Here is a 24,337-nt window from a genome sequence, read left to right on the forward strand (position 1 = left end):
CGGAACCTCGATCCGTGGAGAACAACACGGGGAGGTCGCTCCGACGGTTCGAACCCGGGATCGTCTCTCGCCGAAACGGGTAGATACATAGGGAATCTCTTATATGATCTGTCGTCGATATCACCGATCGGAGACGAAGAACCGACCATGGACTTTAGCTACACGGACGAACAGGAGTCGTTTCGCCGCGAACTGCGCGCGTGGCTCGAGGAGAACGCGCCGGACGGCTGGCTCGAGGATCCGGAACTGCCCGACGACGACGCCGAACGCGTCGAGTTCCTGCGAGACTGGCAGCGAACGCTCGCCGACGGCGGCTGGGCGGGCGTCCACTGGCCCGAGGAGTACGGCGGCCGGGGCGCGTCGCTGATCGAGCAGACGATCTACCGCGAAGAGATGGCGCGGATCAACGCGCCGCCACAGATCAACCTCATCGGCATCAACCTCATCGCGCCGACGCTGATCGAAGTCGGGACCGAGGCACAGAAACAGCGATTCCTGCCGAAGATCCTCAGTGCGGAGGAGATCTGGTGTCAGGGCTACTCCGAGCCGGAGGCGGGCTCTGACGTCGCGAGTCTGACGACGAGCGCGGAACCCGCCGGCGACGGCGAGTGGCGCATCGACGGACAGAAGATCTGGACCAGTTACGCCCACGTCGCCGACTGGTGTTTCCTCGTTGCGCGGACCGATGACTCCGGGACGAAACACGAGGGGCTCACCGCGTTCCTCGTCGAGATGGACCAGGACGCGATCAGCACGGAGCCGATCCATCAACCACACGACGACCGGACGTTCAACCAGGTCTATTTCGACGATGCGGTTGCAACCGACGACCGCGTCGTCGGCGAGGTCGACCAGGGCTGGGACGTCGTGATGACGCTGTCGGCGTTCGAGCACGGCTCGACGTCGATCTACTCGATCGAACAGCGGTATCTGGACCTCCTCGAGTACTGTCGGACCGAGACGCGAAACGGGACGCCGCTGATCGAACGGGACCGAGTTCGCCAGCGGCTGGCGGATTTCGATGCGCGCATTCAGGCGGCGAAGGCGGCCCACCGTCGGAACGTCAGCAAACAGATGGAGACGGGAACCCCCGGACCGGAGGGGTCGATGGACCTGCTCGTCAGCGACGAACTCAGACACGACCTGCTCAACTTCGCGGTGAACCTGCGGGGGCCGGCCGCGGCCCTGTGGGAGAACGGCCACAACGCCTTCGACGACACCTCCGGCTACATCCGGTCGTACGGCGCGTGGATCGCCGCCGGAACGGGCGACATCCAGCGAAACATCATCGGCGAGCGGGTGCTCGGCTTGCCGAAGGACGACAAGAGCAAAACGAGCCACCGGAGTGAGTGACGATGGACGCGAGACTAACCGACGAACACGAGCGCGTACAGGAGACCGCACGGGAGTTTATCGAATCCGAGGGCGGAATCGACCTCGCGAGACGACAGATCGACGGCGAGAACGTCGTCGACGACCTGTGGAACGAACTCGCCGACCTCGACTACACGGCGATCACCGTCCCCCTCGAGTACGACGGGTTCGGCGAGGGGATGGTGTACCTGGCGGCCCTGCTCGAGGTTGCGGGTCGCTACGCGCTTCCCGGGCCGCTCCCCGAGACGGCGGCCGTCGCCGTGCCGCTGATTCGCGACCTCGGCACCGAAGACCAGCGGTCGCGGTTCCTGCCGTCGGTCGCCGACGGCGACCTCCGCATGAGCGTCGCCGTCTACGACGACGAAACCGAACCCCTCCCGGGCGGTATTCGGATGGGAGCCGAGCGACGCGGCGACGAGGGGACGACCGAGTTCCGACTCGAGGGGACGAAGACGCTGGTTCCGTACGCCGCGGAAACCGACGTGGTGATCGTCGCCGCGCGAACGCGCGAAGGCCAGGGATACGACGGCGTCTCGCTGTTCGCGGTCGAAACCGATCACGACGCCGTCGAGGCGACCCGGATGGACAGCCTCGACTGGGCCCGACCGATGTACGAGCTGTCGATCGACGGACTCACCGTCGGCGAGGACGCGCTGCTCGGCCCGCTTCACGGCGGCGGGAGCGCGCTCGTGACCGCGATGGATCGGTTTTCGGTCGCGGGAACCGCGATGCTCGTCGGCGCCGCCGACAGGGCGGTCGAGCTCTCGGTCGAGTACGGCACCGAGCGCGAACAGTATGGGCAGCCGATCGGCCGGTTCCAGGCCGTCAAACACCGGACGGCCGATATGTGGGTCGACATGCAAAGCGCCCGCTCGCTGGTCTACTATGCCGCGTGGGCGCTCGACGAAGACGAACCCGACGCCGCGCGCGCCGCCGCCGCGACGAAGGCCTTCGCGGCCGACCGCTTGCACCGCGTCTTCGGCGACGACATCTGGAACCACGGCGGGATGGGCTTCACCTGGGATCACGACGCCCACATCTACCTGAAACAGGCCAAGAGCTGGCGGAACTTCCTCGGCTCCCCCGAAGCGAACCGGGACCGACTCATCGACGCGCGACTCGCCGCCGAGCGGAACCGGTAGGACGCCGCTCGAGCGGTGCGATCTCCGCCGTCGATCCCTGGCTCGGTTCGACCGGCTACGATCGCGAACGATCGGCACGCGGCGCCGCCTGGTTCTCGCGGATTCGTCGGCGTCGAAACGGCGGTTCGTCGTCTTGTCCCGCCGTCCTGTCGTCTCGTCGTTTCGTCGGTCCCTAGGATTATATGCGAGATCGTTGTTACCTAGTGCCATGACACACCGGTACGTTTCGAACGGGACGCTCGAGCCGGAACGTCTACAGCCGCTCGAGCGACGCGACCGACCGCTCGGAGAACGGGCGAAACGTTCACTCGCCGGGGTCTCGGCATGACTCGCACGGACGACTCCGACTACCTCGACCGGCTGATCGACGACGACGCGCTCCGCCGGTACCTGGAGTCGACCCTCGGCCCCGCGGACGGGCTCGAACTGACGTACCACCGGGAGGGCCAATCGAACGAGACGCTCTTCGTCCGGTGGGGCGAGCGGGAACTCGTGCTTCGGCGACCGCCCGCCGGCGCGACGGCCGACTCCGCACACGACGTGCTCCGCGAGTATCGCGTCCTCGAGGCCCTGCAGGACGCGGACGTGCCGGTCCCGCGGACGGTCGCGGGCTGTGACGATCACGGCGTCCTCGGCGCCGATTTCTACCTGATGGAACGGTGTCGCGGCGACGTGCTCAGAGACGAGGAGCCCGAACGGTTCGCGCGACCGCGGCGCCGCCGATCGCTGGCGGAGCGGTTTATCGACACGCTCGCCGATATCCACGAGACCGATCCCGAAGCGGTCGGACTCGGGGAGCTAGGTCACCCCGACGGCTACACCGAACGGCAGATCGATCGGTGGACCGAGCAACTCGAGTGGGCGTTCGAGCGAACGGAAGCGGAGCGGTCGGTTCCGCTGCTTCGGGAGATCGCCGACTGGCTCGCCGCGAACGTTCCCGAGGCGTACGACCACACGCTGGTCCACGGCGATTACAAGCTCGACAACGTGATGTTCGCGCCGGACGGCGGTCGCGACGCGTCCTCGGACGAACGGGCGGACGGCGCCAGCGAACGGCCGCCGACGGTCGAAGCCGTCTTCGACTGGGAGCTCTGTACCCGCGGTGACCCCGCGATGGATCTCGGCTGGATGTTGGTCTACTGGCCCGATCCGGGCGATCCGTCGCTGGAGGACGGACTGTTGCCCCGGTTTCTGGTTCGGGAGGGGTACCCGACGCGGCGGGAACTCGTCGAGCGATACGAAGCCCTGACCGGCCGCACGTTCGACCACCATCGGTTCTACCGAACGTTCGGCGTGTTCAAGATGGCCGGCGCCTGCGAGATGATGTACCGCCGGTATCTCGAGGGGAACGCCGACAACGAGTCGTATCCCCTGATGGAACGGCGGGTTCCGAAACTCGCCGAGCGCGCCGACCGAATTCGGACGGGCGAGGAGCCGCTGTAGGCGGGGACGCCACTCGAGGAGTAGACGTAATACCGATCAGCGGAAACAACAACCACGACAGTACATGGAAGCCTCACGAACGCCGATGGTCGCAGGGACGGCACAACTGCCGAACGGAACGTACTCGGTCCCCGAGCGGGACCTCGCGATGACCGTCGTGCGGGACGTCCTCGACGACGCGGATATCGCGCCGTCGGCCGTCGACGGTCTCTACATGCCGTCGCCGCGACCCTGGACGGAGCAGAAGTTCTTTTCGACCGCCATGATCCGCCTGCTCGGTATCGAAGCGGATCGAACGCTCGAGGTGTCGACCGGCGGGACGAGCGGCGGAAAGGCGTTTCAGGCCGCCGTTCGGGACGTCCAAAGCGGCGCGGTCGACACGGCGCTCGTCTTCGCCGTCGAGCGCAATTCGACGGTCGAAACGACCGGCCCGTACTTCGAGTACATCCTGCAGACGTTCGAGTCGGAGTTCGAGTCACCGATCGGGATGTCGATCCCGGGAATCTACGCCCAGAGCATGCAGCGATACTGCCACGAGTACGACGTCGATCGCGACGACCTCGCCGAAATCGTCGTCAAAAACCGCGACAACGCGACCGACGATCCGGAGACGCTTTTCGACAGTGCCGTCACGCGAACGGCGGTGCTCGAGTCGCGGCCGGTCGCGGAGCCGATCCGACTGTTCGAGTGTCCGGCCCCGTGCGACGGCGCCGCGGCGATCGTCGTAACCGCCGACCCGGACGTTGCGGCGGCTGTCGACGACCCGGCTACCGTGGCCGGAATCGGCTCGCACCACGCCGCGAGCCACCACCTCGCGTCCCGTCACGGGTCGATGACCGAACTCTCGGCCGTTCGCCGCGCCGCGTCCGAGGCGAGCGCGGCGGCCGGTCGCTCGCGCGACGAGATCGACGTCTACGAGCCGTACGCGCCGTTCCCGCACGTCGAAGCGATCGTCACGGAGGAACTCGGCCTCGTCGACCGGGGCGAGGGCGTCGCCGCCTGTCTCGACGGTCGGACGGCGCCAGACGGCGAATTTCCGATCAGCCCGTCCGGGGGCTGTCTCGGTCGCGGCCATCCGCCGATGGTGACGCCGCTTCACAACTACGTCCACGCCGTCCGGCAGCTCCGGGGAACGGCCTCGAGTCAGGTTCCGGACGCGACGACGGTCATGACGACGAGCGAACACGGCCACGTCAACGGCGTGACGGCGACGGTCTTCGAACGGGGTGACCGCTGATGGAGCGCACGCCGTACACCGAGCCGTTCTGGGCGGCCCTCGCCGACGACCGATTGCTGATCCACGCCTGCGAGGACTGCGCCGAACGGTTCTTTCCGCCCGCACCGCTGTGTCCAGCCTGCGGGTCGGACGCGGTCGACTGGGAGGAGTCCTCGGGCCGCGGCACGCTCTACTCGGTTACGCGCCAGCACGCGACGGCCGACGGCTTTCCGGATCGGATCGTCGCGGGGGTCGTCGAACTCGACGACGGGCCGCGCATCCTGACGCCGATAGACGCGAGCTACGAAGCGCTCTCGATCGGCGACCGGGTCGTCGTCGAAGCGTGTGACTACCCCCACGAGTACGATCGCGGCCGCCTCGAGTCGGCGCCGTTCTTCGCGGCGACGACTCTCGAGGAGTGAAGAAGCGGTCGGTCGAGGGCGGCGATGGCGGCCTATCGGCCTTCGAACTCCGGTTCGCGTCCCTCGATCCGCGCGGTGAACCCTTCCGTGTAATCGTGCGTGTCGTCGAGTTGGTTTCCGAGCGCTCGTTCGTACGCGAGCCCTTCGTCGAGGGGCACGTCCAGGGCGGCGTTCAGCGCTTTCCGGGCGTTTTCCATCCCGAGCGGCGCGTTCTCGGCGAGTTCGTCGGCGAGTTCCCGGGCGCGCTCGTCGACGCGCTCGGGGTCGCAGATTTCGTTTACCAACCCGATCTGTTTCGCCTCCGCCGGATCGATGAACTCGCCGCTTAACACGAGTTCCTTCGCTTTCGCCAGTCCGATCAGTCGCGGGAGGCGCTGGGTCGCGCCGCCGTGGGGGAACGTGCCGAGTTGCACCTCGATGACGCCGTACTTGGCGTCGGGAGAGATGACCCGGAAGTCAGCCGGAAGCGACAGCTCGAACGCGCCCGCGGGCGCCGCGCGCTTGATCCCGACCACGGTCGGGACGCGTGCGGTATCGATCGTTTCGATCACCTCTCCCAGCAGATTTCCGTTCTCGTCGCCCGCATCCGCCTGCTCGCCTCGATCGCGCATCATCTCGAGGTCCATCCCCGCACAGAAGACGGGTCCCTCTCCGAGCAACGCGATGGCGCGGACGGAGTCGTCGGCGAGCACCTCCTCGAACGCCTGTTTGAGGTCCCGAAGGACGTCCTCGTTCATCGCGTTCCGTTTCTCCGGCCGATTCAAAACGACGTCGGCGCGGTGACCGTCGACGTCGACGAGCGCATTCCCTGTGCCAATCTCTCGCATAGTATGATACTCTACCATCGCGGTGATAATAATGTCGGTCTCTTTCGGACGGTCTGCTGTACCGATGTCTCGCCCGCAGGACGGCTCGCGCTCTGGACGGACTGACCGACAGTAGTCCGTAGCAGCCGCCAGGACGGCTGTATCCGCACGGGTGGGTAGGTTTCACCTCGGACAGGGTCGGGTCACGGTCGCCCCGGCTTCCCGCACCGATTCGCCTTTCGCGATGTGTGGGTGTGAGATACACTTTGGTACACAGTCTCACACAAAATCTCTGTCTGTTATGGTAACACCCTAAGGGTGTTATAGTTGTGGTGGGCGGACAGCTCTGGGGGACGAATACCCATTCTATCCGAACTGAAACGCCGTTCCACGAGAGACTGGATCGGAACGTAACGCAACGGGCTGTCGGACGGCGACGGCTCGAGACGAACGCGTACGCGTCAGTGGTTGAAAACCGACCGTGGCCGTGAGTGCTGCCTCCCGAAAACGAGTACAGTAGCGCAAACGGGACGCTGACCTCCTCTCTGCGACGGAACCGAACCTGCGTTACTCGAGTTCAATCTTTCGTACCTTTCCGCTCGCCGTCCGCGGGAGTTCGTCGATGAACTCGATCTTGCGGGGGTGCTTGTAGGCCGCGAGGTTGTCGAGCGAGAAGTCCCTGACGTCGTCGGCCGTGATGTCCTCGCCGACGGTCGCGTTCGGCGCCGGGACGACGAACGCCTTCGGGACCTCGTTTCGCCGTTCGTCGGGGACGCCGACGACGGCGACGTCGGCGATGGCGTCGTGCTCTCGCAGCAGATCCTCGACCTCGCTCGGGTAGACGTTGTAGCCCGCGGTCACGATGACGTCTTTCGCCCGGTCGATGATCTCGTAGTAGTTGTCCTCGTCGCAGCGAGCGATGTCGCCCGTACGGAAGTAGCCGTTCTCGTCGAACGCCGCGTCCGTCTCCTCGGGGAGGTTGTGGTATCCCTTCATCACGTGCGGGCCGCGAATCAGTAGCTCGCCCTCCTCTCCGGGTTCGACCTCGTCGCCGCTCTCGTCGACGATCTTGCAGTCGGTCATCCGGAACGGCTGTCCGATCGTTCCCAGTCGCGGCCCGAACGTGGAGTCGTGGCCCGCGTGGGTCGCGCCGCTGGTTTCTGTCAGCCCGTACCCCTCGTACATATCGACGCCCGCGACCGACTCGAACTCCTCTTGTACCGTTACGGACATCTTCGCCCCGCCTTCGCCGACCGACTCGAGACTCGAGAGATCGTACTCGCCGAACGAGTCGTCGTTGATCATGTCGACGAACATCGCGGTGACGCCGTTGAACGCGCTGATCTCGTGTTCTTCGATCGCCGCCATCGCGTCGGCCGGATCCCACTCGCTGGGGTCGCGGAGATAGACGCACCCGCCCTTGATCAGCGGTTGCCACGTGCAGTGGTAGACGCCGGTCGTGTGGTACAGCGGCAGACTCACGAGCACCCGTTCGTCGTCCGGCTCGTCGACGCCGGTGGTCAGTCCCGCGAACGCCTGCGTTCGGAGGTTCTTGTGGGTCGAGAGGACGCCTTTCGGCTTTCCCGTCGTGCCGCTCGTGTAGAGTTGCGTGGAGATGTCGTCGTCCGCGCGGTCGACGCAGATCGGGTCGCCGTCGACCGCTTCGAACGGCACGTCGTCCGGGCGGGCGTCTCCGACGGTGACGACCAGCGGGTCGGCCCCGGTCGCCTCGAGGGTCTCCTCGACGACGTCGCGTAACTGTTCGTGCGTCACGATCACCTGCGCGTTCGAGTCGGTGAGCTGGTGTTCGAGTTCCCGCGACCGGTACTGGGGATTGGCCGGCGAGACGGGCGTGCCCGCTTTGAGACCGCCGAAGAACGCGATCAGGAACTCCGGACAGTTCGGGACGTAAAGCAACAGCCTGTCGTCGGGTTCGATCCCGCGTTCGGCCAGTCCGCCGGCGAAGGCCGCGGATCGATCGCGGAGTTCGGCGTGTGTCAGCGTCCGCTCGCCCATTTTGATCGCCGGCTCGTCGCCGCGCTCTGCCGCCGTGACGTCGTGGAGTGCACCGGCGTTACCGGTGGCCACGTCTTGAAAGTCGGTCCGTTCCATGCCTACGAATGACACTCTCCACGAGACAATGTGAAACTACCGCTCACCGAACACCAAAGCGGAAAAGCGGCGAGTCGACCGTGCTCAGCTGCTGATCCGGTCACCGAGGACGCTCACGATAATCATAATTGCAACGAGCGTCGTCGCGAGGGCGCTGATCTCCGGGCTGAGGCCGGTCTGAATCTGGTTGAAGATGATGATCGGAACGGTCGTCGTACTCGGCGTGACGAGAAACTGTGTCGCCGTGAACTCGCCGAACGAGATGACGAACGCGATCAGCATTCCGGCGATCATCGCCGGCGCGATGACCGGAATCGTGACGTTGAACGTCGTCTCCAACCGGTTCGCTCCCATGATCATCGACGCGTCCTCGAGGCGTTCGTCGAAGGTCAACAGCCTGGACCGAACGATGAGGAATACGAACGGGAGCGCGAGTATCGAGTGTGCGAGGATGATCTGCGGGTAGCCTCGCGGAATCGCGAGGAGGCCGCCGAATCGGAGGAATGCGACGCCGGTAATCACCGGGGAGATCATCAGCGGCAGTAGCATGAGCGTCGCGAACGTCTCTTTCATCCGCACCTCGGCTCGCACGAAGCCGAACGCGGTAATCGTTCCGACGATACCGGCGACGACGGCGGTCGCCGAGGCGACGATCGTACTCACGATCATCGCGTCGATGAGCCGCTGATTCTGGAAGAGCGAGACGTACCAATCGAGCGTCAACCCGTCGGTCGGAATCGTCGGTGCCGATTGCACGGTCAACGACGTCGCGATGACGATCACGAGCGGGACGAGCAGTATCGCGTAAACCAGTACGATCGCGGGGTAAAACGCCAGTCGCGTCCTGAGTTCCGTCATAGGTCACCAAGCACCTCCGAGATGTTCGCGTAGTGGTTGAATATCCCGATGAGGATCAGCAGGGCCACGGTGAAGACGACCGAAAGCGCCGCTGCCAGCGGGATGCTGTACGAGAACGACTGTTCGATGACGTTCGCCATCATGAAGTCGCCGGGACCGCCCAGAATCGCCGGTGCGAGGAACGAACCGGCGGCGAGAATGTAGACGAACAGTGCGCTGGCGATGACGCCGGACAGGCTCAGCGGGAAGATGACCGTCCGAAGCGTGGACATCGGTCTCGCACCGAGCACTTGCGAGGCGTTGATGAGCTCCTCGTCGATCGACTGCAGGGAGTTGTATATCGGGAGAATCGCGAACGGCAGTAGCGCGCTCGTGAGCCCGACGATAACGCCGGTCGTCGAGAAGAGAACCCCGAAGTCCGTTCCGAACGTTTGCTGGACGGGGCCGGTCGGCAGGAAGAACAGCGACACGCCGAAGTACCGGATAATGATCGCGACCCACAGCGGCAGCAGGACGAATCCGAGCATCAGCATTTGTCGCTTGGCTTTAAAGGCGATGTAGTAGGCGATCCAGTACGCCAGGACGAGACAGACGATGGTCGTTATGAACGCGTACGCCATCGTTCGGCCGAGGGTTCGGAGGTACGTTCCGCTCAGCGCCGTGCTGTAGTTCTCCAGCAGCGATCCCTCGCCGAAGTTCAGGCTCTCGAAGAGCAAGACGACAACTGGAACGATAAAGAAGATCGTCAGCCAGCCGAGGCCGATCGCCATCAGTAGCTTCGCCGTCGATCGATCGCGCAGCATCGACAACGACGGCATCTCCGGCAGTCGAACGGTCCCGAGATTCATACGCAGATCACCTTCTCTGGATCGAATTGGACCGCTACTTCGTCGTCGATGTCCAACTCGTCGGACGTTTGGCTAAACGCCGTCACTACCGTTCCGTCGCCGAGTTCGATCTCGAGTTCGGCGCGGTGACCGAGATACTCGATGTCTCTGACTGTTCCGGTAAACGTGTTGACGTCCCCGTTGGCCTGTGGCGATCGGTATACGGTGATCTCTTCCGGCCTGATGTACGTCGATACTTCCTCGCCGTCGGCGGGGTCGAAGCGGCCGTTCGTCTTCACGTGGATCTCCCGCGACCCCGCTTGAACGATCGGGGAGGGGGAGTCGACCAGTTCTCCCTGGAACTTCGTCGACTGGCCGAGGAACTCCGCGACGAACTCCGTCTCCGGTCGCTCGTAGAGTTCGGTCGGATGCCCTACCTGTTCCTTTCGGCCGTCGTTCATGACGATCACCCGGTCCGACATCGAGAGCGCTTCGGACTGGTCGTGCGTGACGTGCAGCGTCGTCACGTCGACCTCCTGTTGGATCGATCGAATCTCGTTTCGCATGTCCTCCCGGAGCACGCGATCGAGTCCCGTCAGCGGTTCGTCCAGGAGGAGAATGTCGGGTTCGTAAACGAGCGCTCGCGCGAACGAGATGCGGCGTTGCTGCCCGCCGCTGAGTTCGTCGGGCTTGTGATCGGCGTGATCGGCCATCTGGACCATCTCGAGGTACTTCTGGACCTGATCGTCGTGATCGCCGTCGAAGTTCTGCATCTTCAGGCCGTACCTGAGGTTCTCTTCGACGGTCATGTGGGGAAACAGCGCCGAGTGCTGGAACACTAACCCGATGTTTCGTTCGTACGGCGCAACGTCCGAGACGTCTTTTCCACGAAGGTGGACCGAACCGGACGACGCGTCGATAAGCCCCGCGATCGCGTGTAACGTCGTACTCTTCCCACAGCCGCTCGGTCCGAGTAGCGTGGCGAACTCTCCCTCTTCGATACGGAACGAAACGTCGTCGACGGCGAGTAAGTCGCCGTAGTATTTCGTGAGGTTTTTGACTTCTAACATATTTGTGTGGTTTCGGTGGTGTGGTGTTGGCCCGATCGGTTGTTGGCTTGTGTTGGTTTCTGTGGCCCGCTCTCATCGGCGGTTCGTAGCGAACGATTCACCCACAGTATGTGCACTGATCGGGGGTTGCGTTCCCGTTTCATCGGCCTCCGGTCCAAAAAATGGCCGACGCGATGGCGGATGTGACGGGATAGCAGCACACATATCTCACTGTAAACCCGTCCTCCTGTATTAATCATTTTGTGTATGAACTGACAATATTGGTGCAGATATTTTCTACGACGCGACGCGTCGGTCGAGCCTCGAGTAGGTTCGGACGATCGGGTGAGAAGTGCCGCATACGGGCCGATCGCCGGTCAGCAGTGACGTGAGTTGGGGCAACGAACACGGGAGAAAGCGTTTTACCATGTAATATGATAGGGTGTATCATGGACAGTAACGATTCCATTCGCTGTAGCTCCAGGCGTCGAGTACTTCAGGTAGGCGCTAGCGCCGTTGGGCTCTCCATCGCGGGGTGTCTCGGCGGAGACGGCGACTCGATCACGTTCCTCTCGCGTGGCGGATCGACACAGGAGGCGGAACGGGAGATCATGGAGGAGTGGACCGAAGAGAGCGACATCACCGTCGAACACCAGTCGGCGCCGAGCGACCAGGAGATGATTCAACTGATCGCGGAGAACCCCGGGTCGATCGACTTCACCAACTTTTCGGCCTCGGGCCTCGGGCTGGCTCGCGGCGAACACGACGACGAACTGCTCGCCGAGATCGACTACGGCGAGATCCCGAACTACGAAGAACACGTGCAAGACGAGTGGCAGTCGGCACCGCCAATCGACGGCCACGACGACGGCCTGGCATATCACATCTCGACGCACGGACTCGCGTACAACACCGAGATGGTCGACGAAGAGCCGACCTCGTGGGATGTGACGCTCGAGTCCGAGTACGAGGATCAGGTCGCCTTTTCGGACATCTCGTACGCCCGGTTCGGCGTCGGTGCAGCACACGCCGGGTTGGACGTCAACGAAGCGCTCGCCGACGAGGAGCTTCGCAACGAGGTGTACGATCAGTTGCGCGAACAACACCAGAACGTGTTCACCTACTGGGCCAGCGGCGACGAGTTCATGCGATTGCTCCGAGAGGACCAGGCCGCCTTCACTACCGCCTGGGGCGGCCGTATCGAGCAGCTCCAGGAGGACGACTACCCGGTCGACTACACGATTCCGGAGGAGGGAACGCCGTCGTTTTCGAGCTTCATGGTGGTGACCGAGGAGAGCGAGAACAAAGACGCCGTCTACGACTTCCTGAACTGGTACTACGAGCCCGAACACGCCGTTCAGCACTCGCTGAACTACAACTATCCGACGCCGCTCGAGGATCCGCCGGCGGAACTCACGGAGCTTCTCGAGTACGTGGAGGATCCCGACGAGTTGCTGTGGATGGACTTCCAGCTCGTCTTCGAACACCTGGACGAAATCGAGCAGAACTGGAACGACATCAAAGCCGAGTAGTTTCCGTCTCCCATTCGGCGACATCGAGGCGCGGCGAGATCTGGTCGGCCGGACGCCGACCCGGTCAGTAGCCGACGAAGTCGGGCTCTCGTTTCTCCTTGAACGCGCTCACGCCTTCCGCGTAGTCGTCCGTCGTCGCCGCGGTCGCAATCTGTTCGGCCTCGTCGGCGAGCTGTTCGGATAACTGTCGAGCGTACGCCTCCTCGAGCTGTCGCGAGACCGCTCCGAGGGCCTTCGTCGGGCCCGTCGCGAGCGAGGTCGCCAGTTCCTCGAGGCGATCGTCGAACGACTCGTCGTCCGCGACCTCCGTGACGAGTCCGATCTCCGCGGCCTCGTCGGCCGGGATTCGCTCGTTGAGCAACGCGATGCGCTTTGCCTCCTGGAGTCCGACGAGGTGCGGGAGGAAGTACGTCGCCGATCCGTCGCCGGTCAAGCCGACTCCGGGGTAGCCGTACTGAAGGTACGCCTCCTCGTGGACGAGGGTGATGTCTCCCAGCAGTGCGAGGGCGAACCCGGCGCCGACGGCCGGTCCGTCGATTCCGGTGACGATCGGCGTTTCGCCGCGTTTCAGCTGGTAGACGACGTTGTTGAGGAAAGACGCTCCTCGGCGGAGTTGCGCCGGCGCGCTCGAGTCCTCGTCGAATGACGTGATGTTGCCGCCGGCACAGAACACGCCGTCGGAGCCCCGCAGGACGATACAGCGGACGTCGTCGTCCTCGTTGAGCTCCGTCCCGAGCCACAGGAGTTCCTCGGTCATTCCGTCGTTCAGGGAGTTCATCGCCGACTCGCTCTCGATCGAGAGAGACGCGATACCGGTCTCGGTTCGTTCGACGTTGAAGTTGTCGAATTCGTTCATTATCGTGGGTAAACGTTGATTGATTGCCTGCCGTGTTCGCGGTTCAGGTCGGATCGTCGCGTCTCACTCGTCGAGTGCGTCCACGCGTCGCTCCTCGTCGAATCGAAGGACGTTCTCGAGTTCTTCCTCTTTGACGTCGTCGAAGGCCCACCGCGCGATCGAACGTCGGTGGACCTCGTCGGCGCCGTCGACGATGCGGAACGGCCGGACGTTCTCGTAGAAGTGCGCCAGCGGCAGATCCTTCCCGATCCCGTTCGCACCGCAACACTGGACCGCGAGGTCGATGATCTCGTTTGTGGCGTTGGCGGTGAAGTTCTTGGCCATCGCGACTTCGATGCGGGCGTCGCTTCGATCGAGTTCGCGGGCAGCGTGGCGAGACATGGTGCGTGCGGCGTGTAAGCGCGTCTCCGCGTCGGCGATGCGGTGTCGCAGCGCCTGCTTTTCGGACAGCGCCGAGCCGAACCCTTCGCGCTCGCTAACGTAGGCTTTCGCGATCTCGAGCGAGCGCTGGGCCATCCCGGAGTAGCGCATACAGTGGGTGAGTCGACCGCCGCCCAGTCGCATCTGCGCAACTTTGAAGCCGGCGCCCTCTTCGCCGACCGTGTTCTCGACGGGAACGCGGACGTTCTCGTACTTCACTTCCGCGTGGCCGCCGGTCCGGTCGGTGATGCCGTGGCCGCCGAGGTGACCGACGTTTCGAACGACGTTGACGCCGTCCGTATCGGTCGGAACGAGGATGATCGAGGTCCCTTCGTACGGGTGGGCGTCGAGGTCGGTTCGAGCCATCACCAGCAGGAAATCCGCGTCGGCGCCGTCGGAGGTCCACCACTTGTGGCCGTTGATCACCCACTCGTCGCCGTCCTTCTCGGCCGTCGTCTGCAGCATCTTCGGATCCGAGCCGCCGCCACCCATCGGTTCGGTCATCGAGAACGCCGAGGAGATTTCGCCCTGGACGAGCGGTCGAAGCCACTCCTCTTTCTGCTCTTCGGTGCCGACCATCTCCAAGGTGTGCATGTTCCCCTCGTGCGGCGCGTTCGCCCGAATCGAGAGCGCGCCGATGAGCGACCGTCCGACCTGCTCGAACGACGGCAGCATGTCCTGGAAGTCCAGTCCCTGTCCGCCGTACTCCGTCGGCATCTGCGGCGCGAAGAGGTCGCGCTCTTTCGCCATCTCCCACAGCTCTTCGATCTCGTCTTGGGTGATGTTCTCGCCGGTTCGGAGCGCTTCCCGCTCGCGCGGGATCACTTCTTCGTCCATGAACGATTCGACGCGCGAAGCTACCTCTTGGGCCGTCTCGGAGTCGTGGTACTCCATACCACGTGATCCAGATGCGCATTTGTAAATCTATGCTATTACGGAACGTTATCCGGTTTCCGAATGTCGGGCGGAGCGGCCGATCGCCGATCAATCGCTTTTGAGATCCTCGAGAACCGCTTTCCAGTACTCGTTGCCGTCGAAGGAGAGTTGAATGCGGTCGGCGATGCCGCCGTATTTGTCCTCGATCTCGGCCGCGAGCTCGTCCGGCGGGGCCTCGATCGCGAACGCGTCGATCATGTCGTCCGTGACCAGCTCCGTCATCTCGCCCCACTCGCCCTCTTTCGAGAGCTCGTGGAGTTCCATTCCGACGTCTTTCCACCCGTGGAGTTCGAGGACGTCGTGGTAGGTTCTGGTCGAGCCGTAGAACGCGATGCGCTGTTTCGCTTCCTGGCGCATCTCGGCGCGTTGCTCTTCGGTTTCACCCGTGATGAGGAACGGGCTGGCGGAGAGCGTCACTTCGTCTGGATCGCGATCACCGATTTCGGCGCCCTTCTCGACCATCGGATCGATGACCTCCTCGGTGTATTTCGGCGTGTTGAACGCGTGCATGCAGAGCCCGTCCGAGACGTCGCCGGCCATCTTGAGCATGTACTCGCTGACGCCGGCGACCCAGATCTCCGGCGGCCCCGCCTCGAGCGGGCCGGGGTTGAACTCGTCGGTCATCAGCGAGAACTGGTAGAACTCGCCGTCGAAATCGAGTTCGTCTTCGTTGCCCTGGAAGACGTCGAAGATGTGTCTGAGGGCGAGGACCTCTTCGCGAAGCCGAGAGCCCGGGCTCTCCCACTCGAAGTCGACCGAAAACCGACGTTCGTTGTGTCCCTTGACCTGCGTTCCGAGCCCGAGGATCATCCGGCCGTCGGAAAACCGCTGCAGGTCCCACGCCTGATAGGCCAACACCATCGGAGACTTGGTGAACGACGTCGTGATTCGGGTGCCGATGTCGATGTCGTCGGTCCGATCGGCCACGAGCGGGAGCGGAAGCAACGGATCCTCGTCGGTCTCGGGCGTGAACACGCCGTCGAAGCCGAACGATTCCGCCGTCGCTGCGAGCTCCGCTGAGTCGTTCGACAGTCCCTTCACTGCCGTATCGATTTTGAGATCTGTCACGTTCGGCTACACCATCGTCGGACGGAAAGATAATAGTACCGCTGAGCGCCCCGCTCTCGATCGCACGCGATCGGTTACGAACCGCTCAACCGCGGTGTGGAACGCACAGCGCCGGCTGTGGCGTGGATCCACTCGCGCGTTCGATCAGTTCGACTGGCGGCCTTCGCTCGGCAGCTATCTAATTCCCTGGGAGTAGGCGCTAATATTATTCAAACAACTTAATACGGATCACCCGAAACGTGACTGTGTATGTCATTAGATAACGAGAGTCGGGGCTCCCGAGACGGGCGCCCGATCACTCGGCGGCGGGTGTTACAAACTGGTGCTGTGGTCTCCGGTATCACGATCGCTGGCTGTATCGGCGGCGGCGACGATACGCTCAGATATATTAGCCGCGGCGGGACGACCCAGGATGCCGAACGGGAGATGTTCGAGCGGTGGAGCGAGGAAAGCGGCATCGACGTCCAGCACCAGGAAGCGGCCGACGACACCGAGATGATAAACCTCATCGCGGAGAATCCCGGCGACTTCGACTTCACGAACCCGGCGCAGTTCGGCCTGGCGCTCGAGCGACTCGAACACGAGGGCGAACTGTTCGACGAAATCGATACGGGCGAGATTCCGAACTACGAGGAACACGTCCAGGACCAGTGGAAGGAGGCGCCGCCGATCGAGGGGGAAGACGACGCCATCTTCTACTACATGTCCTCGCAGGGAATCGGCTACAACCGGGAGTACGTCGACGAGATCACGTCATGGGACGATCTCAAGGACGACGACCTCGATGGCAATATCGCGCTGTTCTCGTCGCCGCCGACTCGATTCGGGAACTGTTGTGCCGCCCTCGAGTACGACGTCGGCGAAGTCTTCGAAGACGAGGACATGTTCGAAGACGTCTTCGAGGAGATGGAAGAACAACACGAGTACGTCTTCAATTACTGGGACGCCGGCGACCAGTTCATGCAGTGGATGCGAGAGGAGCAAGCCTACGCGTGCTCGGCGTGGGGCGGCCGTGTACAGGTGCTAAACGAGGACGGCATGGATACCGAGTACGTCATCCCCGACGAGGGTGCAGTCGCGCACACGAACTATTTCGTGATGACCCAGGAGAGCGACAATCAGGAAGACGTCTACGACCTCCTGAACTTCCTCTACGATCCCGAAAACGCCGTCGAGTTGAGCACGACCCACAACTATCCGATGGCCATGGAGGATCCGGGAGACGACATCACGGAACTGTTCGAGTACGTCGAAAGTCCCGACGACCTCCTCTGGATCGACTGGGATTCGATGATTCCGAACCTCAGCGAAATCTCGGAGCGGGTCAACGACGTGATGGCGGGGTAGCGGTCCACTCGTTCGACCATCGGTACCGTCTCGAGCGGTCGACGACCGGAATCGGCCGCAGTCGACTCGACCGCGAACCCGCCACTCGGTTTCGTCGTTCTGTACTATGATTTTAAACATCTGATTGTCGACCCGCTCGTATGGACTTCAGCGAACCGGACGAAGCCACGCGTCTCAAATCGGCGCTAGCGGAGTTCATCGAAACGGAGATACGGCCGCTCGAGGACGAACACGAGCGCTTTTTCGACCCGGATTCGGAACGAGAGATCTTCGACGACGGGTTTAGACAGGTCCCCGAGTATCTCGAGTTGAAAGCGACGATTCGCAAACGCGCCGCCGAGGCCGGGTTCTGGGGGCTGAACATGCCGGAGTCCGTCGGCGGCCGGGGCGTCAGCGCGCTCACCGATGCCATCGTGGCCGAATACCTGGCCGATGACCCGCCCGGACTCCACACCTACGCGGTCCGGGGTGCCGGCGCGGACCGACGCCGATTTTGCTCAACTGCGACGAACGGCAGCGCGAACGTTACCTCGAGCCGCTCATGGCCGGGGAGAAGACGACGTGTTTCGCGCTGAGCGAACCCGACGCCGGCAGCGATCCGCAGTTCATGGAGACGACGGCCGAGACGGACGGCGACGAGTGGGTGATCGACGGCCGGAAGTCGTGGATCAGCAACGCGCCGTACGCCGACTTCGCGATGGTGTTCGCCCGGACGAGCGGCGAGCCGGGACGGATCGGCGGAATCTCGTGTTTCCTCGTCGAGACGGACGCGCCGGGAGTCGGTCGGCGACATCCACCGGCCGATGGGTCACGCCTGGGTCGCCCCGGCCGAACTGGAGTTCGATGGGTGTCGAGTCGGCGAGGAGGCGCTTCTGGGAGACGAAGGCACGGGATTCTATCAGGCGATGGAGTGGACGGAAACGCGCGATTGGGCGTCGCCGCCGGCTACTCGCGACGGGAGCCGATCGAAACGCGGTATCGGACCACTCGCGAGAAACGGCTCACGGAGGGATCGGACGAGATGCAGAAACAGACGATCGTTCGCGAACTTCGCGAGTGAGTCGGTGGCGGGTCGAGCGCCCGCGTCAGTCCTCGCCGTCGATAATGCGCAGCGCTTCTCGAGCCAGTTCCGGGACTCGCTCCTCCATGAGCGGATAGTGGTCGTCGTCGGCGTTGCCCTCGAGGTGGCGTCGGAAGAACATCTCGCCGATGCCGCCCAGCTTGTAGTAGGCCAACGCCCGGTAGAATCGGTCGTTCTCGAAGGCGTAGCCGGTCGCTTGTTCGTACCGCTCGATGAGCTCCGACCGCGTGTGATAGCCCTCTCGCAGCAGGTATTCGGCATCGCCGGCGGTACCGACTTTCGTCGTCGCGTCGTCCTCGTCGGGCCAGTAGGAGAGGTACCAGCCCAGATCGGTAAACGGGTCGCCGATCGTCGACATCTCCCAGTCGAGGACGGCGATGATCTCCGGCGGCGCCTCGGGCCCGAACATCACGTTGTCGAGTTTGTAATCGCCGTGGACGAGCGTGTGCGGATGATCCGACGGGACGTTCGCTTGCAGCCACTCGGTTAGCTCGTGTACTTCGGGGATCTCGCGTGCTTCGGCCGTTACCTCGAACGCCCACTCGTACTGCTGTTCCCACCGGTCGACCTGCCGCTGCGTGAATCCGTCCGGGCGACCGAACTCCTCGAGTCCGACCGCTTCGTAGTCGACGGTGTGAATCGCAGCGAGCGTGTCGACCATCTCGGTGCCGAGTTGCGTTCGGTCCGCCGGCGAATCGAACTGGTCGGGTTCTCCGTCGCGGATGACGATGCCGTCTAGCTTCTCCATCACGTAGAACTCCGATCCGATAACGTCCTCGTTCTCGGTCGCGACGACCGTCGTCGGGACGGGGACGTCGGTCTCCTGGAGCGCCTCGAGGACGGTGTACTCGCGGATCACGTCGTGTGCCGTATCGGCCGTCTCACCCGGCGGCGGACGGCGGACGACGAGGTCGTGATCGTCCCACGTTACGAAGAGCGTCTCGTTCGAGTGTCCGCCCGGATGGCGGTCGACCTCGAAGACGTCGGCCGGACCGAGGTGGTCGGTCAGAAACGCCTCGAGGGAATCGAGATCGACGAGTCGGTCGAAGTAGTCGGTCTGTTCGTCGGACATCTTGGGTAGCTCCGGTTGTCTCATTCAGGTACACCCTTAAAATCTCTCGTGTCCGCCGCCCGGGCTTCCTCGAGTATCGACCCGAGTCGGCCGTCGGAAACCGGAGCGGAGGGTAATTTTTTGGTACTGTACGAGTAATCTTGACGACATGGATATCAGTCCATCCGAAGAGCTACAATCATACCTAGACGAGCTCGACGAATTTATCGACGACGAGATCAAGCCGCTCGAGGAAGAACACGAGCAGTACTTCGACAAGCGCCGCGAGCACGCACGCACCGACTGGGAGTCGGGCGGCGAACCGGACGAAGAGTGGGTCGAGCTCCTTCAGGAGATGCGAGAGCGCGCCGACGAGGCGGGGTTCTTCCGGTTTGCCCTCCCCGAGGAGGTCGGCGGCGACGACGGATCGAACTTCGCGATGGCGGTGATCCGAGAGCACCTGGCCCACAAGGGACTCGGCCTGCACAACGTCCTCCAGAACGAGGCGTCGGTCGTCGGTAACACCGTCTTTCCCCAGATCCTGCTCCGATTCGGCACCGAGGAGCAACAGGAGATGATCGAGGACGTCATCACCGGCGAAACCGGGGTCGCCTTCGGGCTCACCGAACCCGACCACGGCAGCGACGCGACGTGGATGGATACGACCGCCGAGAAAGACGGCGACGAGTGGATCATCAACGGCGCGAAGCGCTGGAACAGCGGGATGCACGCCGCGGAGTACGACCTCGTGTTCGCTCGGACCAGCGGCGAGGACGGCGACGCCGACGGCATCACGGCGTTTCTGGTGCCGACGGACACCGATGGTTTCGACGTCGACTACTTCTGGTGGACGTTCAACATGCCGACCGACCACGCGGAAGTGTCGATCGACGACGCCCGCGTCCCCGACTCGGCGATCCTCGGCGAGGAGGGACAGGGGCTGCACATCGCGCAGTTTTTCGTTCACGAAAACCGCATCCGGCAGGCCGCGGCGAGTCTCGGCGCCGCGCAGTTCTGCATCGACGAGGCCGTCGACTACGCGAACGAGCGGGAGACGTGGGGCAAACCGCTCTCGACGCGCCAGGCCATCCAGTTCCCGCTCGCGGAGTTGCACACGGAAGCGGAGATGCTCCGTAACACGATCCGCAAGACGGCTCGTCTCCTGGACGACGAGGGCGAGATGGTAACCGAATCGGACTCCTCGATCAGCCAACTCGTCGCGATGTGTAACTACAAGGCCAACGACCTCGTCTGCCGGGCGGCCGACCGCGCGATGCAGGTCCACGGCGGCGTCGGGTACAGCCGACACAAGCCCTTCGAGCACATCTATCGCCACCACCGCCGGTACCGCATCACGGAGGGCTCCGAAGAGATCCAGAAGCGTCGCGTCGCCGGCCACCTCTTCGATTTCATCTGAGCTTCGCCCCGCCGACGCGACCCAGGATCCCGCCGGCGACTACGCGAGTTCCGATTTGAGCACTTTCCCGGTCGGGTTCCGCGGCAGTTCCGAGCGGAACTCGATCTCTCGAGGCGTCTTGTAGCCGGCGATCCGTTCCTCGACGTGCGAGGCGACCTCCTCGGCGTCGAGGTCGGTCGCGTCGGCTCCGGGGACGACGACCGCCTTGACCCGTTCGCCCCACGTCTCGTCGGGGACGCCGACCACCGCGACCTCGTCGACGTCGGGATGCTCGTGGATGACCTCCTCCACTTCGGCCGGGTGGACGTTCTCGCCGCCGGAGACGATCATGTCGTCCGCTCGGCCGACGAAGTAGACGAACCCCTCCTCGTCACGTCTGATGAGGTCGTCCGAGACGAACCAGCCGTCCTCGTCGAACGCCTCGTCGGTCTTCTCCGGCATGTCGTGGTAGCCGTCGAACACCGTCGGCCCCTTGTACGCCGCGCGACCGATTTCGCCGCGGGGAACCCGGTTTCCGTTTTCGTCGACGACTTTCATCCGGAGGGACAGCGCCGGTCGGCCCACGCTCTCTGCCTTCTCGAGCGTCCGCTCGGGCGGGAGTCGGGTCGCCAGCGCCTCCGTCTGGCCGAAACTTTCGACGAGGTCCGTCTCGAAGGTCTCGATGAGTTCGCGTTTGAGTTCCGCACCCGACGGCGCGGCGCCGGTGCCGTAGCTCTCGAGCGCCGAGAGGTCGTACTCGTCGACGTCGTCGACGGACAGGAGCATTCGGCTCTGGGTTGGCACGAAGTACGTGGAGTTGATCGACTCCTCCTCGAGCAGGGTCAGGACGCGCTCCGGATCGAAGCCGTCGGTGACGACCGTCGTTCCGCCGGCGTAGAGGTTCGTGATGAACGGAACGAACGCGCCGACGTGAAACAGCGGCGTGACGATCAGGTGACGGTTGCCGGGCTCGAGGTGGTCGCCCTCGTAGACGCCGTCGGCCGCGAGCGTCAGCAGGTTGTCGTGCGTGAACCGACACCCCTTCGGGCGACCCGTCGTCCCGCTCGTGTACATGAGCGCGGCCTGATCGCTGCGGTCGGGAACGACGTCGACGGCGTCGTCGGACGCGCTCTCGAGGAACGCCTCGTACGAGTCGGCGAACGCCGGGGGGTCCTCGCCAACGTAGAGAAACGTTTCGACGGGAACGAGCGGATCGTCGTGAATCTCCTCGACCGTGTCGGCCCCGAACCCGTCGACTACCGCGACCTCGGGGCCGCTGTCGTCGAGGACGTATCGCACTTCCTGGCCCTTGAACCGGTGGTTCACCGGGACCGGGCGCGCGCCGAGAATCATCGCGCCGACGAAACACTCGAGCGTTTCGACGTTGTTCTTCATGTACAGCGCGACCGTGTCGCCGGCCTCGACGCCGAGATCGGCGAGGCCGTTCGCGACGCGGTTTACTCGTCGCTCGAATTCGGCGTACGTGCTCTCCGCGACTCGTTGCCCGCCGGATCGGTGAACGGTCGCTTCCCGATCCGGGTGCTTCCACGCGTTGCGCCGTACCAGGTGGCCGACAGTCTGCCCTCCCATATGCCATCAATTGACACGCTTCGGGATAGCTGTTGTCCTTCGACAGGTTCGGTGCGGGACGAACTCGTCCGGTCGGGAGACTGAGGACGAATCATCGACGAACTGGTGTCTGCGAAAGCCGTCGCCGTCAGGTTCGATCGGCTTCGATCAGGTCCAGCATGTCCTCGATCAGTCCGGGGACGATGTACTGGAACCACGCGGTTCGGACGTCGTCGCTCTCGCCGGTGTGGTACCGGTAGGCGCCGTTGACGCCGCTGTTCATCATTCGGAACGCGCCGAACACCCGCCAGTAGCGCAGCCGTTCAGGATCGACCGTTCGCCCGGTTCGCTTCTCGTACTCGTCGTAGAACCACTCGCGATCGACGAGCGACCCCGCCAGGTTCGGCCGTTCGATCGGATCGACGAGCTTCCCCGCGAAGTACTTCAGCGAGCAGTACGCCAGATCGAACATCGGGTCGCTGATCGCCGACATCTCCCAGTCGAGCACGGCGGAGACCGACTCCTCGTGGAGCAACATGTTTCCGACGCGCAGATCGCCGTGAACGAGCGTCGTTTCGGGAACCTCGGGCTTGTTCGCCTCGAGCCACCTGATGATCTCGTTTACCGCCGGCTCGTCGACGAGGTTCATCTCCTCGAAACTGCGCCGCTGTAGGTCGAGCGTCTCGTCGACGACCGTCTGTGGATCCTTCGCCTCGAGGCAGGGCACGTCGTCGCCGTCGAGTTCGTGGATGTTCGCGATGACGTCGACGAACTGGTTCGGCAGGGGCTTGCCCTCGCGGTCCCAGGAGTCGTACAGCGACTGCCGGTCGCGGGGGTTCCAGGTGACCGGGGCCGTGCCCGGCCGGTGGCTAACCAGGAAGAACGGACCGCCGAGCACCGACTGATCGGCTTCGAACCAGTAGGTCTCCGGAACGGGGACGTCGACGTCGGCTTCGTCCACCGCTTGCATCGTCTCGAACTCGGTCTGGATATCGTTGCGGTAGTCGAACGTTCGCTCCTCGCCGTAGCTGGGATCGACGCGCGCGACGAGTCGCTCCGATCGTTCGGTGCCGCCGTCGGTCCAGCTGGCCGTAAACGACATCGTCTGCCGGGACCACCCCTCCGTGTGCCGCTCGAGGTCGGTCACCGTCACGTCGCCGTCGGCCAACCGTCCCGAGAGGTACGGCGCGAGTTCGCCCGTGATGTCGTCGATCTCGAGCGTCATGTCCGATCACGTCCGAGCATCTCGAGTTGTCCCTCTACGCGGACCCGCAGGTAGTCGTACAGCGGCTCCCGTGCCGCTCTGGCCGCGTCGCCCTCGAGTTCCGCATCGATCGTCTCGAGAACGTCGTTGCACGCCGAGACGAGGACGGTCTCGAGTTCGTTACTGTTGGCCGACGCGTTCTCGATCCGGTCGCGAGCGTCCGCGGCCGACTCGACGACGGCCGTCTCGTCGCAGCGTCCGTCGACGGCCTCGAGTCCCTCGAGCAGCGACGCTCGCTGTCGGCTCGTCACCTCGTCTCTGTGACGCAACTCCTGGGAGAGATACCGCATCGTACTCGACATCGATCCCACCTGTCCGTCGACGAACTCGTCGTCGATCTCCGCCCTGACGTCCTCCTGGAGAAACGATGCGAACTGCTCGAGGACCTGCGCCGGCTGTAGGTGTGGCATTATCACTCACAATCGATTGGAACGTAAAAAGAAGTTTCGCTCGGTGTCACGTTCGACGGACCGCAACGATCCCGTGCTCCGTGATAATTATCTCACTGGATGGCACGGTTGGTCTTCGACTCGGTGGGCGGGGTACGAACGAGTAGATTAATGATCGA

General features: G+C 63.7%; 22 protein-coding genes. 10 read left to right on the forward strand and 12 right to left on the reverse strand.

Annotated elements, in window-relative coordinates; all coding sequences use genetic code 11:
- Window positions 1-147: 147 nt before the first annotated feature.
- The 5 genes from C493_RS18530 (at window position 148) to C493_RS18550 (ending at window position 5,597) form a co-directional block, all read left to right on the forward strand.
- Window positions 148-1,353 carry an acyl-CoA dehydrogenase family protein gene (locus C493_RS18530; RefSeq protein WP_007261025.1) on the forward strand — a complete coding sequence of 402 codons (1,206 nt, stop codon included), beginning with the start codon at window positions 148-150 and terminating at the stop codon, window positions 1,351-1,353.
- A 2-nt stretch (window positions 1,354-1,355) separates the two neighbouring features.
- Window positions 1,356-2,516, forward strand: coding sequence for an acyl-CoA dehydrogenase family protein (locus C493_RS18535; RefSeq protein ID WP_049889491.1), 1,161 nt, complete (start codon window positions 1,356-1,358; stop codon window positions 2,514-2,516).
- Window positions 2,517-2,840: 324 nt separating this feature from the next.
- Window positions 2,841-3,959 (forward strand): phosphotransferase family protein, encoded by a 1,119-nt coding sequence (locus tag C493_RS18540; protein WP_007261027.1) that lies wholly within the window; start codon window positions 2,841-2,843, stop codon window positions 3,957-3,959.
- 64 nt (window positions 3,960-4,023) lie between these two features.
- Window positions 4,024-5,196, forward strand: coding sequence for a thiolase family protein (locus C493_RS18545; RefSeq protein WP_007261028.1), 1,173 nt, complete (start codon window positions 4,024-4,026; stop codon window positions 5,194-5,196).
- Window positions 5,196-5,597 carry a Zn-ribbon domain-containing OB-fold protein gene (locus C493_RS18550; RefSeq protein WP_007261029.1) on the forward strand — a complete coding sequence of 134 codons (402 nt, stop codon included), beginning with the start codon at window positions 5,196-5,198 and terminating at the stop codon, window positions 5,595-5,597. Before C493_RS18545 ends, C493_RS18550 begins: the two co-directional genes overlap by 1 nt.
- Window positions 5,598-5,629: 32 nt before the next feature.
- On the opposite strand, the gene C493_RS18555 is transcribed toward C493_RS18550, so the two are convergent.
- The 5 genes from C493_RS18555 to C493_RS18575 all read right to left on the reverse strand — a co-directional run bounded on the left by C493_RS18555 (window position 5,630) and on the right by C493_RS18575 (window position 11,270).
- Window positions 5,630-6,424: an enoyl-CoA hydratase/isomerase family protein gene (locus tag C493_RS18555; protein WP_007261030.1), complete on the reverse strand. Its 795-nt coding sequence runs from the start codon at window positions 6,422-6,424 to the stop codon at window positions 5,630-5,632.
- Between the two features lie 546 nt (window positions 6,425-6,970).
- Window positions 6,971-8,515 carry a class I adenylate-forming enzyme family protein gene (locus C493_RS18560; protein WP_007261031.1) on the reverse strand — a complete coding sequence of 515 codons (1,545 nt, stop codon included), beginning with the start codon at window positions 8,513-8,515 and terminating at the stop codon, window positions 6,971-6,973.
- 84 nt (window positions 8,516-8,599) lie between these two features.
- Entirely contained in the window at window positions 8,600-9,373 is a 774-nt protein-coding gene (locus C493_RS18565) for an ABC transporter permease (protein WP_007261032.1), read from the reverse strand.
- A complete protein-coding gene (locus tag C493_RS18570; RefSeq protein ID WP_007261033.1) occupies window positions 9,370-10,221 on the reverse strand; it encodes an ABC transporter permease in 852 nt (283 codons plus the stop codon). Before C493_RS18570 ends, C493_RS18565 begins: the two co-directional genes overlap by 4 nt.
- A complete protein-coding gene (locus C493_RS18575; protein WP_007261034.1) occupies window positions 10,218-11,270 on the reverse strand; it encodes an ABC transporter ATP-binding protein in 1,053 nt (350 codons plus the stop codon). Before C493_RS18575 ends, C493_RS18570 begins: the two co-directional genes overlap by 4 nt.
- A 428-nt stretch (window positions 11,271-11,698) precedes the next feature.
- On the opposite strand from C493_RS18575, the gene C493_RS18580 reads away from it, so the two are divergent.
- On the forward strand, window positions 11,699-12,781 hold the full coding sequence (locus C493_RS18580) for an ABC transporter substrate-binding protein (protein WP_083912448.1): 1,083 nt from the start codon (window positions 11,699-11,701) through the stop codon (window positions 12,779-12,781).
- A 64-nt stretch (window positions 12,782-12,845) separates the two neighbouring features.
- Here the strand turns inward: C493_RS18580 and C493_RS18585 are convergent, their stop codons facing one another.
- The 3 genes from C493_RS18585 to C493_RS18595 all read right to left on the reverse strand — a co-directional run bounded on the left by C493_RS18585 (window position 12,846) and on the right by C493_RS18595 (window position 16,061).
- Window positions 12,846-13,637, reverse strand: coding sequence for an enoyl-CoA hydratase/isomerase family protein (locus tag C493_RS18585; RefSeq protein WP_007261036.1), 792 nt, complete (start codon window positions 13,635-13,637; stop codon window positions 12,846-12,848).
- A 63-nt stretch (window positions 13,638-13,700) separates the two neighbouring features.
- Window positions 13,701-14,951, reverse strand: a complete 1,251-nt coding sequence (locus C493_RS18590; protein WP_007261037.1) for an acyl-CoA dehydrogenase family protein — start codon at window positions 14,949-14,951, stop codon at window positions 13,701-13,703.
- Between the two features lie 90 nt (window positions 14,952-15,041).
- Window positions 15,042-16,061: a TIGR03617 family F420-dependent LLM class oxidoreductase gene (locus tag C493_RS18595; protein ID WP_007261038.1), complete on the reverse strand. Its 1,020-nt coding sequence runs from the start codon at window positions 16,059-16,061 to the stop codon at window positions 15,042-15,044.
- Window positions 16,062-16,310: 249 nt separating this feature from the next.
- Here C493_RS18595 and C493_RS18600 point away from each other — a divergent pair, with 249 nt between their 5' ends.
- The 3 genes from C493_RS18600 (at window position 16,311) to C493_RS23945 (ending at window position 18,468) form a co-directional block, all read left to right on the forward strand.
- Entirely contained in the window at window positions 16,311-17,408 is a 1,098-nt protein-coding gene (locus C493_RS18600) for an ABC transporter substrate-binding protein (RefSeq protein ID WP_152421206.1), read from the forward strand.
- Between the two features lie 140 nt (window positions 17,409-17,548).
- The gene (locus C493_RS23940) at window positions 17,549-17,983 is read left to right on the forward strand and encodes an acyl-CoA dehydrogenase family protein (RefSeq protein ID WP_049889492.1); all 435 of its coding nucleotides are present in this window, start codon (window positions 17,549-17,551) and stop codon (window positions 17,981-17,983) included.
- Window positions 17,950-18,468, forward strand: coding sequence for an acyl-CoA dehydrogenase family protein (locus tag C493_RS23945; RefSeq protein WP_049889493.1), 519 nt, complete (start codon window positions 17,950-17,952; stop codon window positions 18,466-18,468). Before C493_RS23940 ends, C493_RS23945 begins: the two co-directional genes overlap by 34 nt.
- A gap of 25 nt (window positions 18,469-18,493) precedes the next feature.
- On the opposite strand, the gene C493_RS18615 is transcribed toward C493_RS23945, so the two are convergent.
- Window positions 18,494-19,561: a phosphotransferase family protein gene (locus C493_RS18615; RefSeq protein ID WP_007261040.1), complete on the reverse strand. Its 1,068-nt coding sequence runs from the start codon at window positions 19,559-19,561 to the stop codon at window positions 18,494-18,496.
- Window positions 19,562-19,709: 148 nt separating this feature from the next.
- Between C493_RS18615 and C493_RS18620 the strand changes: the two genes are divergently transcribed.
- Window positions 19,710-20,957, forward strand: coding sequence for an acyl-CoA dehydrogenase family protein (locus C493_RS18620; RefSeq protein ID WP_007261041.1), 1,248 nt, complete (start codon window positions 19,710-19,712; stop codon window positions 20,955-20,957).
- 39 nt (window positions 20,958-20,996) lie between these two features.
- Here C493_RS18620 and C493_RS18625 read toward each other — a convergent pair whose 3' ends face one another.
- The 3 genes from C493_RS18625 to C493_RS18635 all read right to left on the reverse strand — a co-directional run bounded on the left by C493_RS18625 (window position 20,997) and on the right by C493_RS18635 (window position 24,179).
- Window positions 20,997-22,526 carry a class I adenylate-forming enzyme family protein gene (locus C493_RS18625; protein ID WP_007261042.1) on the reverse strand — a complete coding sequence of 510 codons (1,530 nt, stop codon included), beginning with the start codon at window positions 22,524-22,526 and terminating at the stop codon, window positions 20,997-20,999.
- A 127-nt stretch (window positions 22,527-22,653) separates the two neighbouring features.
- Window positions 22,654-23,730 (reverse strand): phosphotransferase family protein, encoded by a 1,077-nt coding sequence (locus C493_RS18630; protein ID WP_007261043.1) that lies wholly within the window; start codon window positions 23,728-23,730, stop codon window positions 22,654-22,656.
- Window positions 23,727-24,179 (reverse strand): hypothetical protein, encoded by a 453-nt coding sequence (locus C493_RS18635; protein ID WP_007261044.1) that lies wholly within the window; start codon window positions 24,177-24,179, stop codon window positions 23,727-23,729. Before C493_RS18635 ends, C493_RS18630 begins: the two co-directional genes overlap by 4 nt.
- Window positions 24,180-24,337 lie beyond the last annotated feature (158 nt).

The sequence above is a fragment of the Natronolimnohabitans innermongolicus JCM 12255 genome, assembly GCF_000337215.1.
Classification (GTDB): Archaea; Halobacteriota; Halobacteria; order Halobacteriales; family Natrialbaceae; genus Natronolimnohabitans; species Natronolimnohabitans innermongolicus.

What these genes read in the sequence shown, in the direction of transcription:
- C493_RS18530 (WP_007261025.1), top strand. Translation starts at nt 148, where the DNA reads ATGGACTTTAGCTACACGGACGAACAGGAGTCGTTTCGCCGCGAACTG.
- C493_RS18535 (WP_049889491.1), top strand. Translation starts at nt 1,356, where the DNA reads ATGGACGCGAGACTAACCGACGAACACGAGCGCGTACAGGAGACCGCA.
- C493_RS18540 (WP_007261027.1), top strand. Translation starts at nt 2,841, where the DNA reads ATGACTCGCACGGACGACTCCGACTACCTCGACCGGCTGATCGACGAC.
- C493_RS18545 (WP_007261028.1), top strand. Translation starts at nt 4,024, where the DNA reads ATGGAAGCCTCACGAACGCCGATGGTCGCAGGGACGGCACAACTGCCG.
- C493_RS18550 (WP_007261029.1), top strand. Translation starts at nt 5,196, where the DNA reads ATGGAGCGCACGCCGTACACCGAGCCGTTCTGGGCGGCCCTCGCCGAC.
- C493_RS18555 (WP_007261030.1), bottom strand. Translation starts at nt 6,424, where the DNA reads ATGCGAGAGATTGGCACAGGGAATGCGCTCGTCGACGTCGACGGTCAC.
- C493_RS18560 (WP_007261031.1), bottom strand. Translation starts at nt 8,515, where the DNA reads ATGGAACGGACCGACTTTCAAGACGTGGCCACCGGTAACGCCGGTGCA.
- C493_RS18565 (WP_007261032.1), bottom strand. Translation starts at nt 9,373, where the DNA reads ATGACGGAACTCAGGACGCGACTGGCGTTTTACCCCGCGATCGTACTG.
- C493_RS18570 (WP_007261033.1), bottom strand. Translation starts at nt 10,221, where the DNA reads ATGAATCTCGGGACCGTTCGACTGCCGGAGATGCCGTCGTTGTCGATG.
- C493_RS18575 (WP_007261034.1), bottom strand. Translation starts at nt 11,270, where the DNA reads ATGTTAGAAGTCAAAAACCTCACGAAATACTACGGCGACTTACTCGCC.
- C493_RS18580 (WP_083912448.1), top strand. Translation starts at nt 11,699, where the DNA reads ATGGACAGTAACGATTCCATTCGCTGTAGCTCCAGGCGTCGAGTACTT.
- C493_RS18585 (WP_007261036.1), bottom strand. Translation starts at nt 13,637, where the DNA reads ATGAACGAATTCGACAACTTCAACGTCGAACGAACCGAGACCGGTATC.
- C493_RS18590 (WP_007261037.1), bottom strand. Translation starts at nt 14,951, where the DNA reads ATGGAGTACCACGACTCCGAGACGGCCCAAGAGGTAGCTTCGCGCGTC.
- C493_RS18600 (WP_152421206.1), top strand. Translation starts at nt 16,311, where the DNA reads ATGTCATTAGATAACGAGAGTCGGGGCTCCCGAGACGGGCGCCCGATC.
- C493_RS23940 (WP_049889492.1), top strand. Translation starts at nt 17,549, where the DNA reads ATGGACTTCAGCGAACCGGACGAAGCCACGCGTCTCAAATCGGCGCTA.
- C493_RS23945 (WP_049889493.1), top strand. Translation starts at nt 17,950, where the DNA reads ATGGCCGGGGAGAAGACGACGTGTTTCGCGCTGAGCGAACCCGACGCC.
- C493_RS18615 (WP_007261040.1), bottom strand. Translation starts at nt 19,561, where the DNA reads ATGTCCGACGAACAGACCGACTACTTCGACCGACTCGTCGATCTCGAT.
- C493_RS18620 (WP_007261041.1), top strand. Translation starts at nt 19,710, where the DNA reads ATGGATATCAGTCCATCCGAAGAGCTACAATCATACCTAGACGAGCTC.
- C493_RS18625 (WP_007261042.1), bottom strand. Translation starts at nt 22,526, where the DNA reads ATGGGAGGGCAGACTGTCGGCCACCTGGTACGGCGCAACGCGTGGAAG.
- C493_RS18630 (WP_007261043.1), bottom strand. Translation starts at nt 23,730, where the DNA reads ATGACGCTCGAGATCGACGACATCACGGGCGAACTCGCGCCGTACCTC.
- C493_RS18635 (WP_007261044.1), bottom strand. Translation starts at nt 24,179, where the DNA reads ATGCCACACCTACAGCCGGCGCAGGTCCTCGAGCAGTTCGCATCGTTT.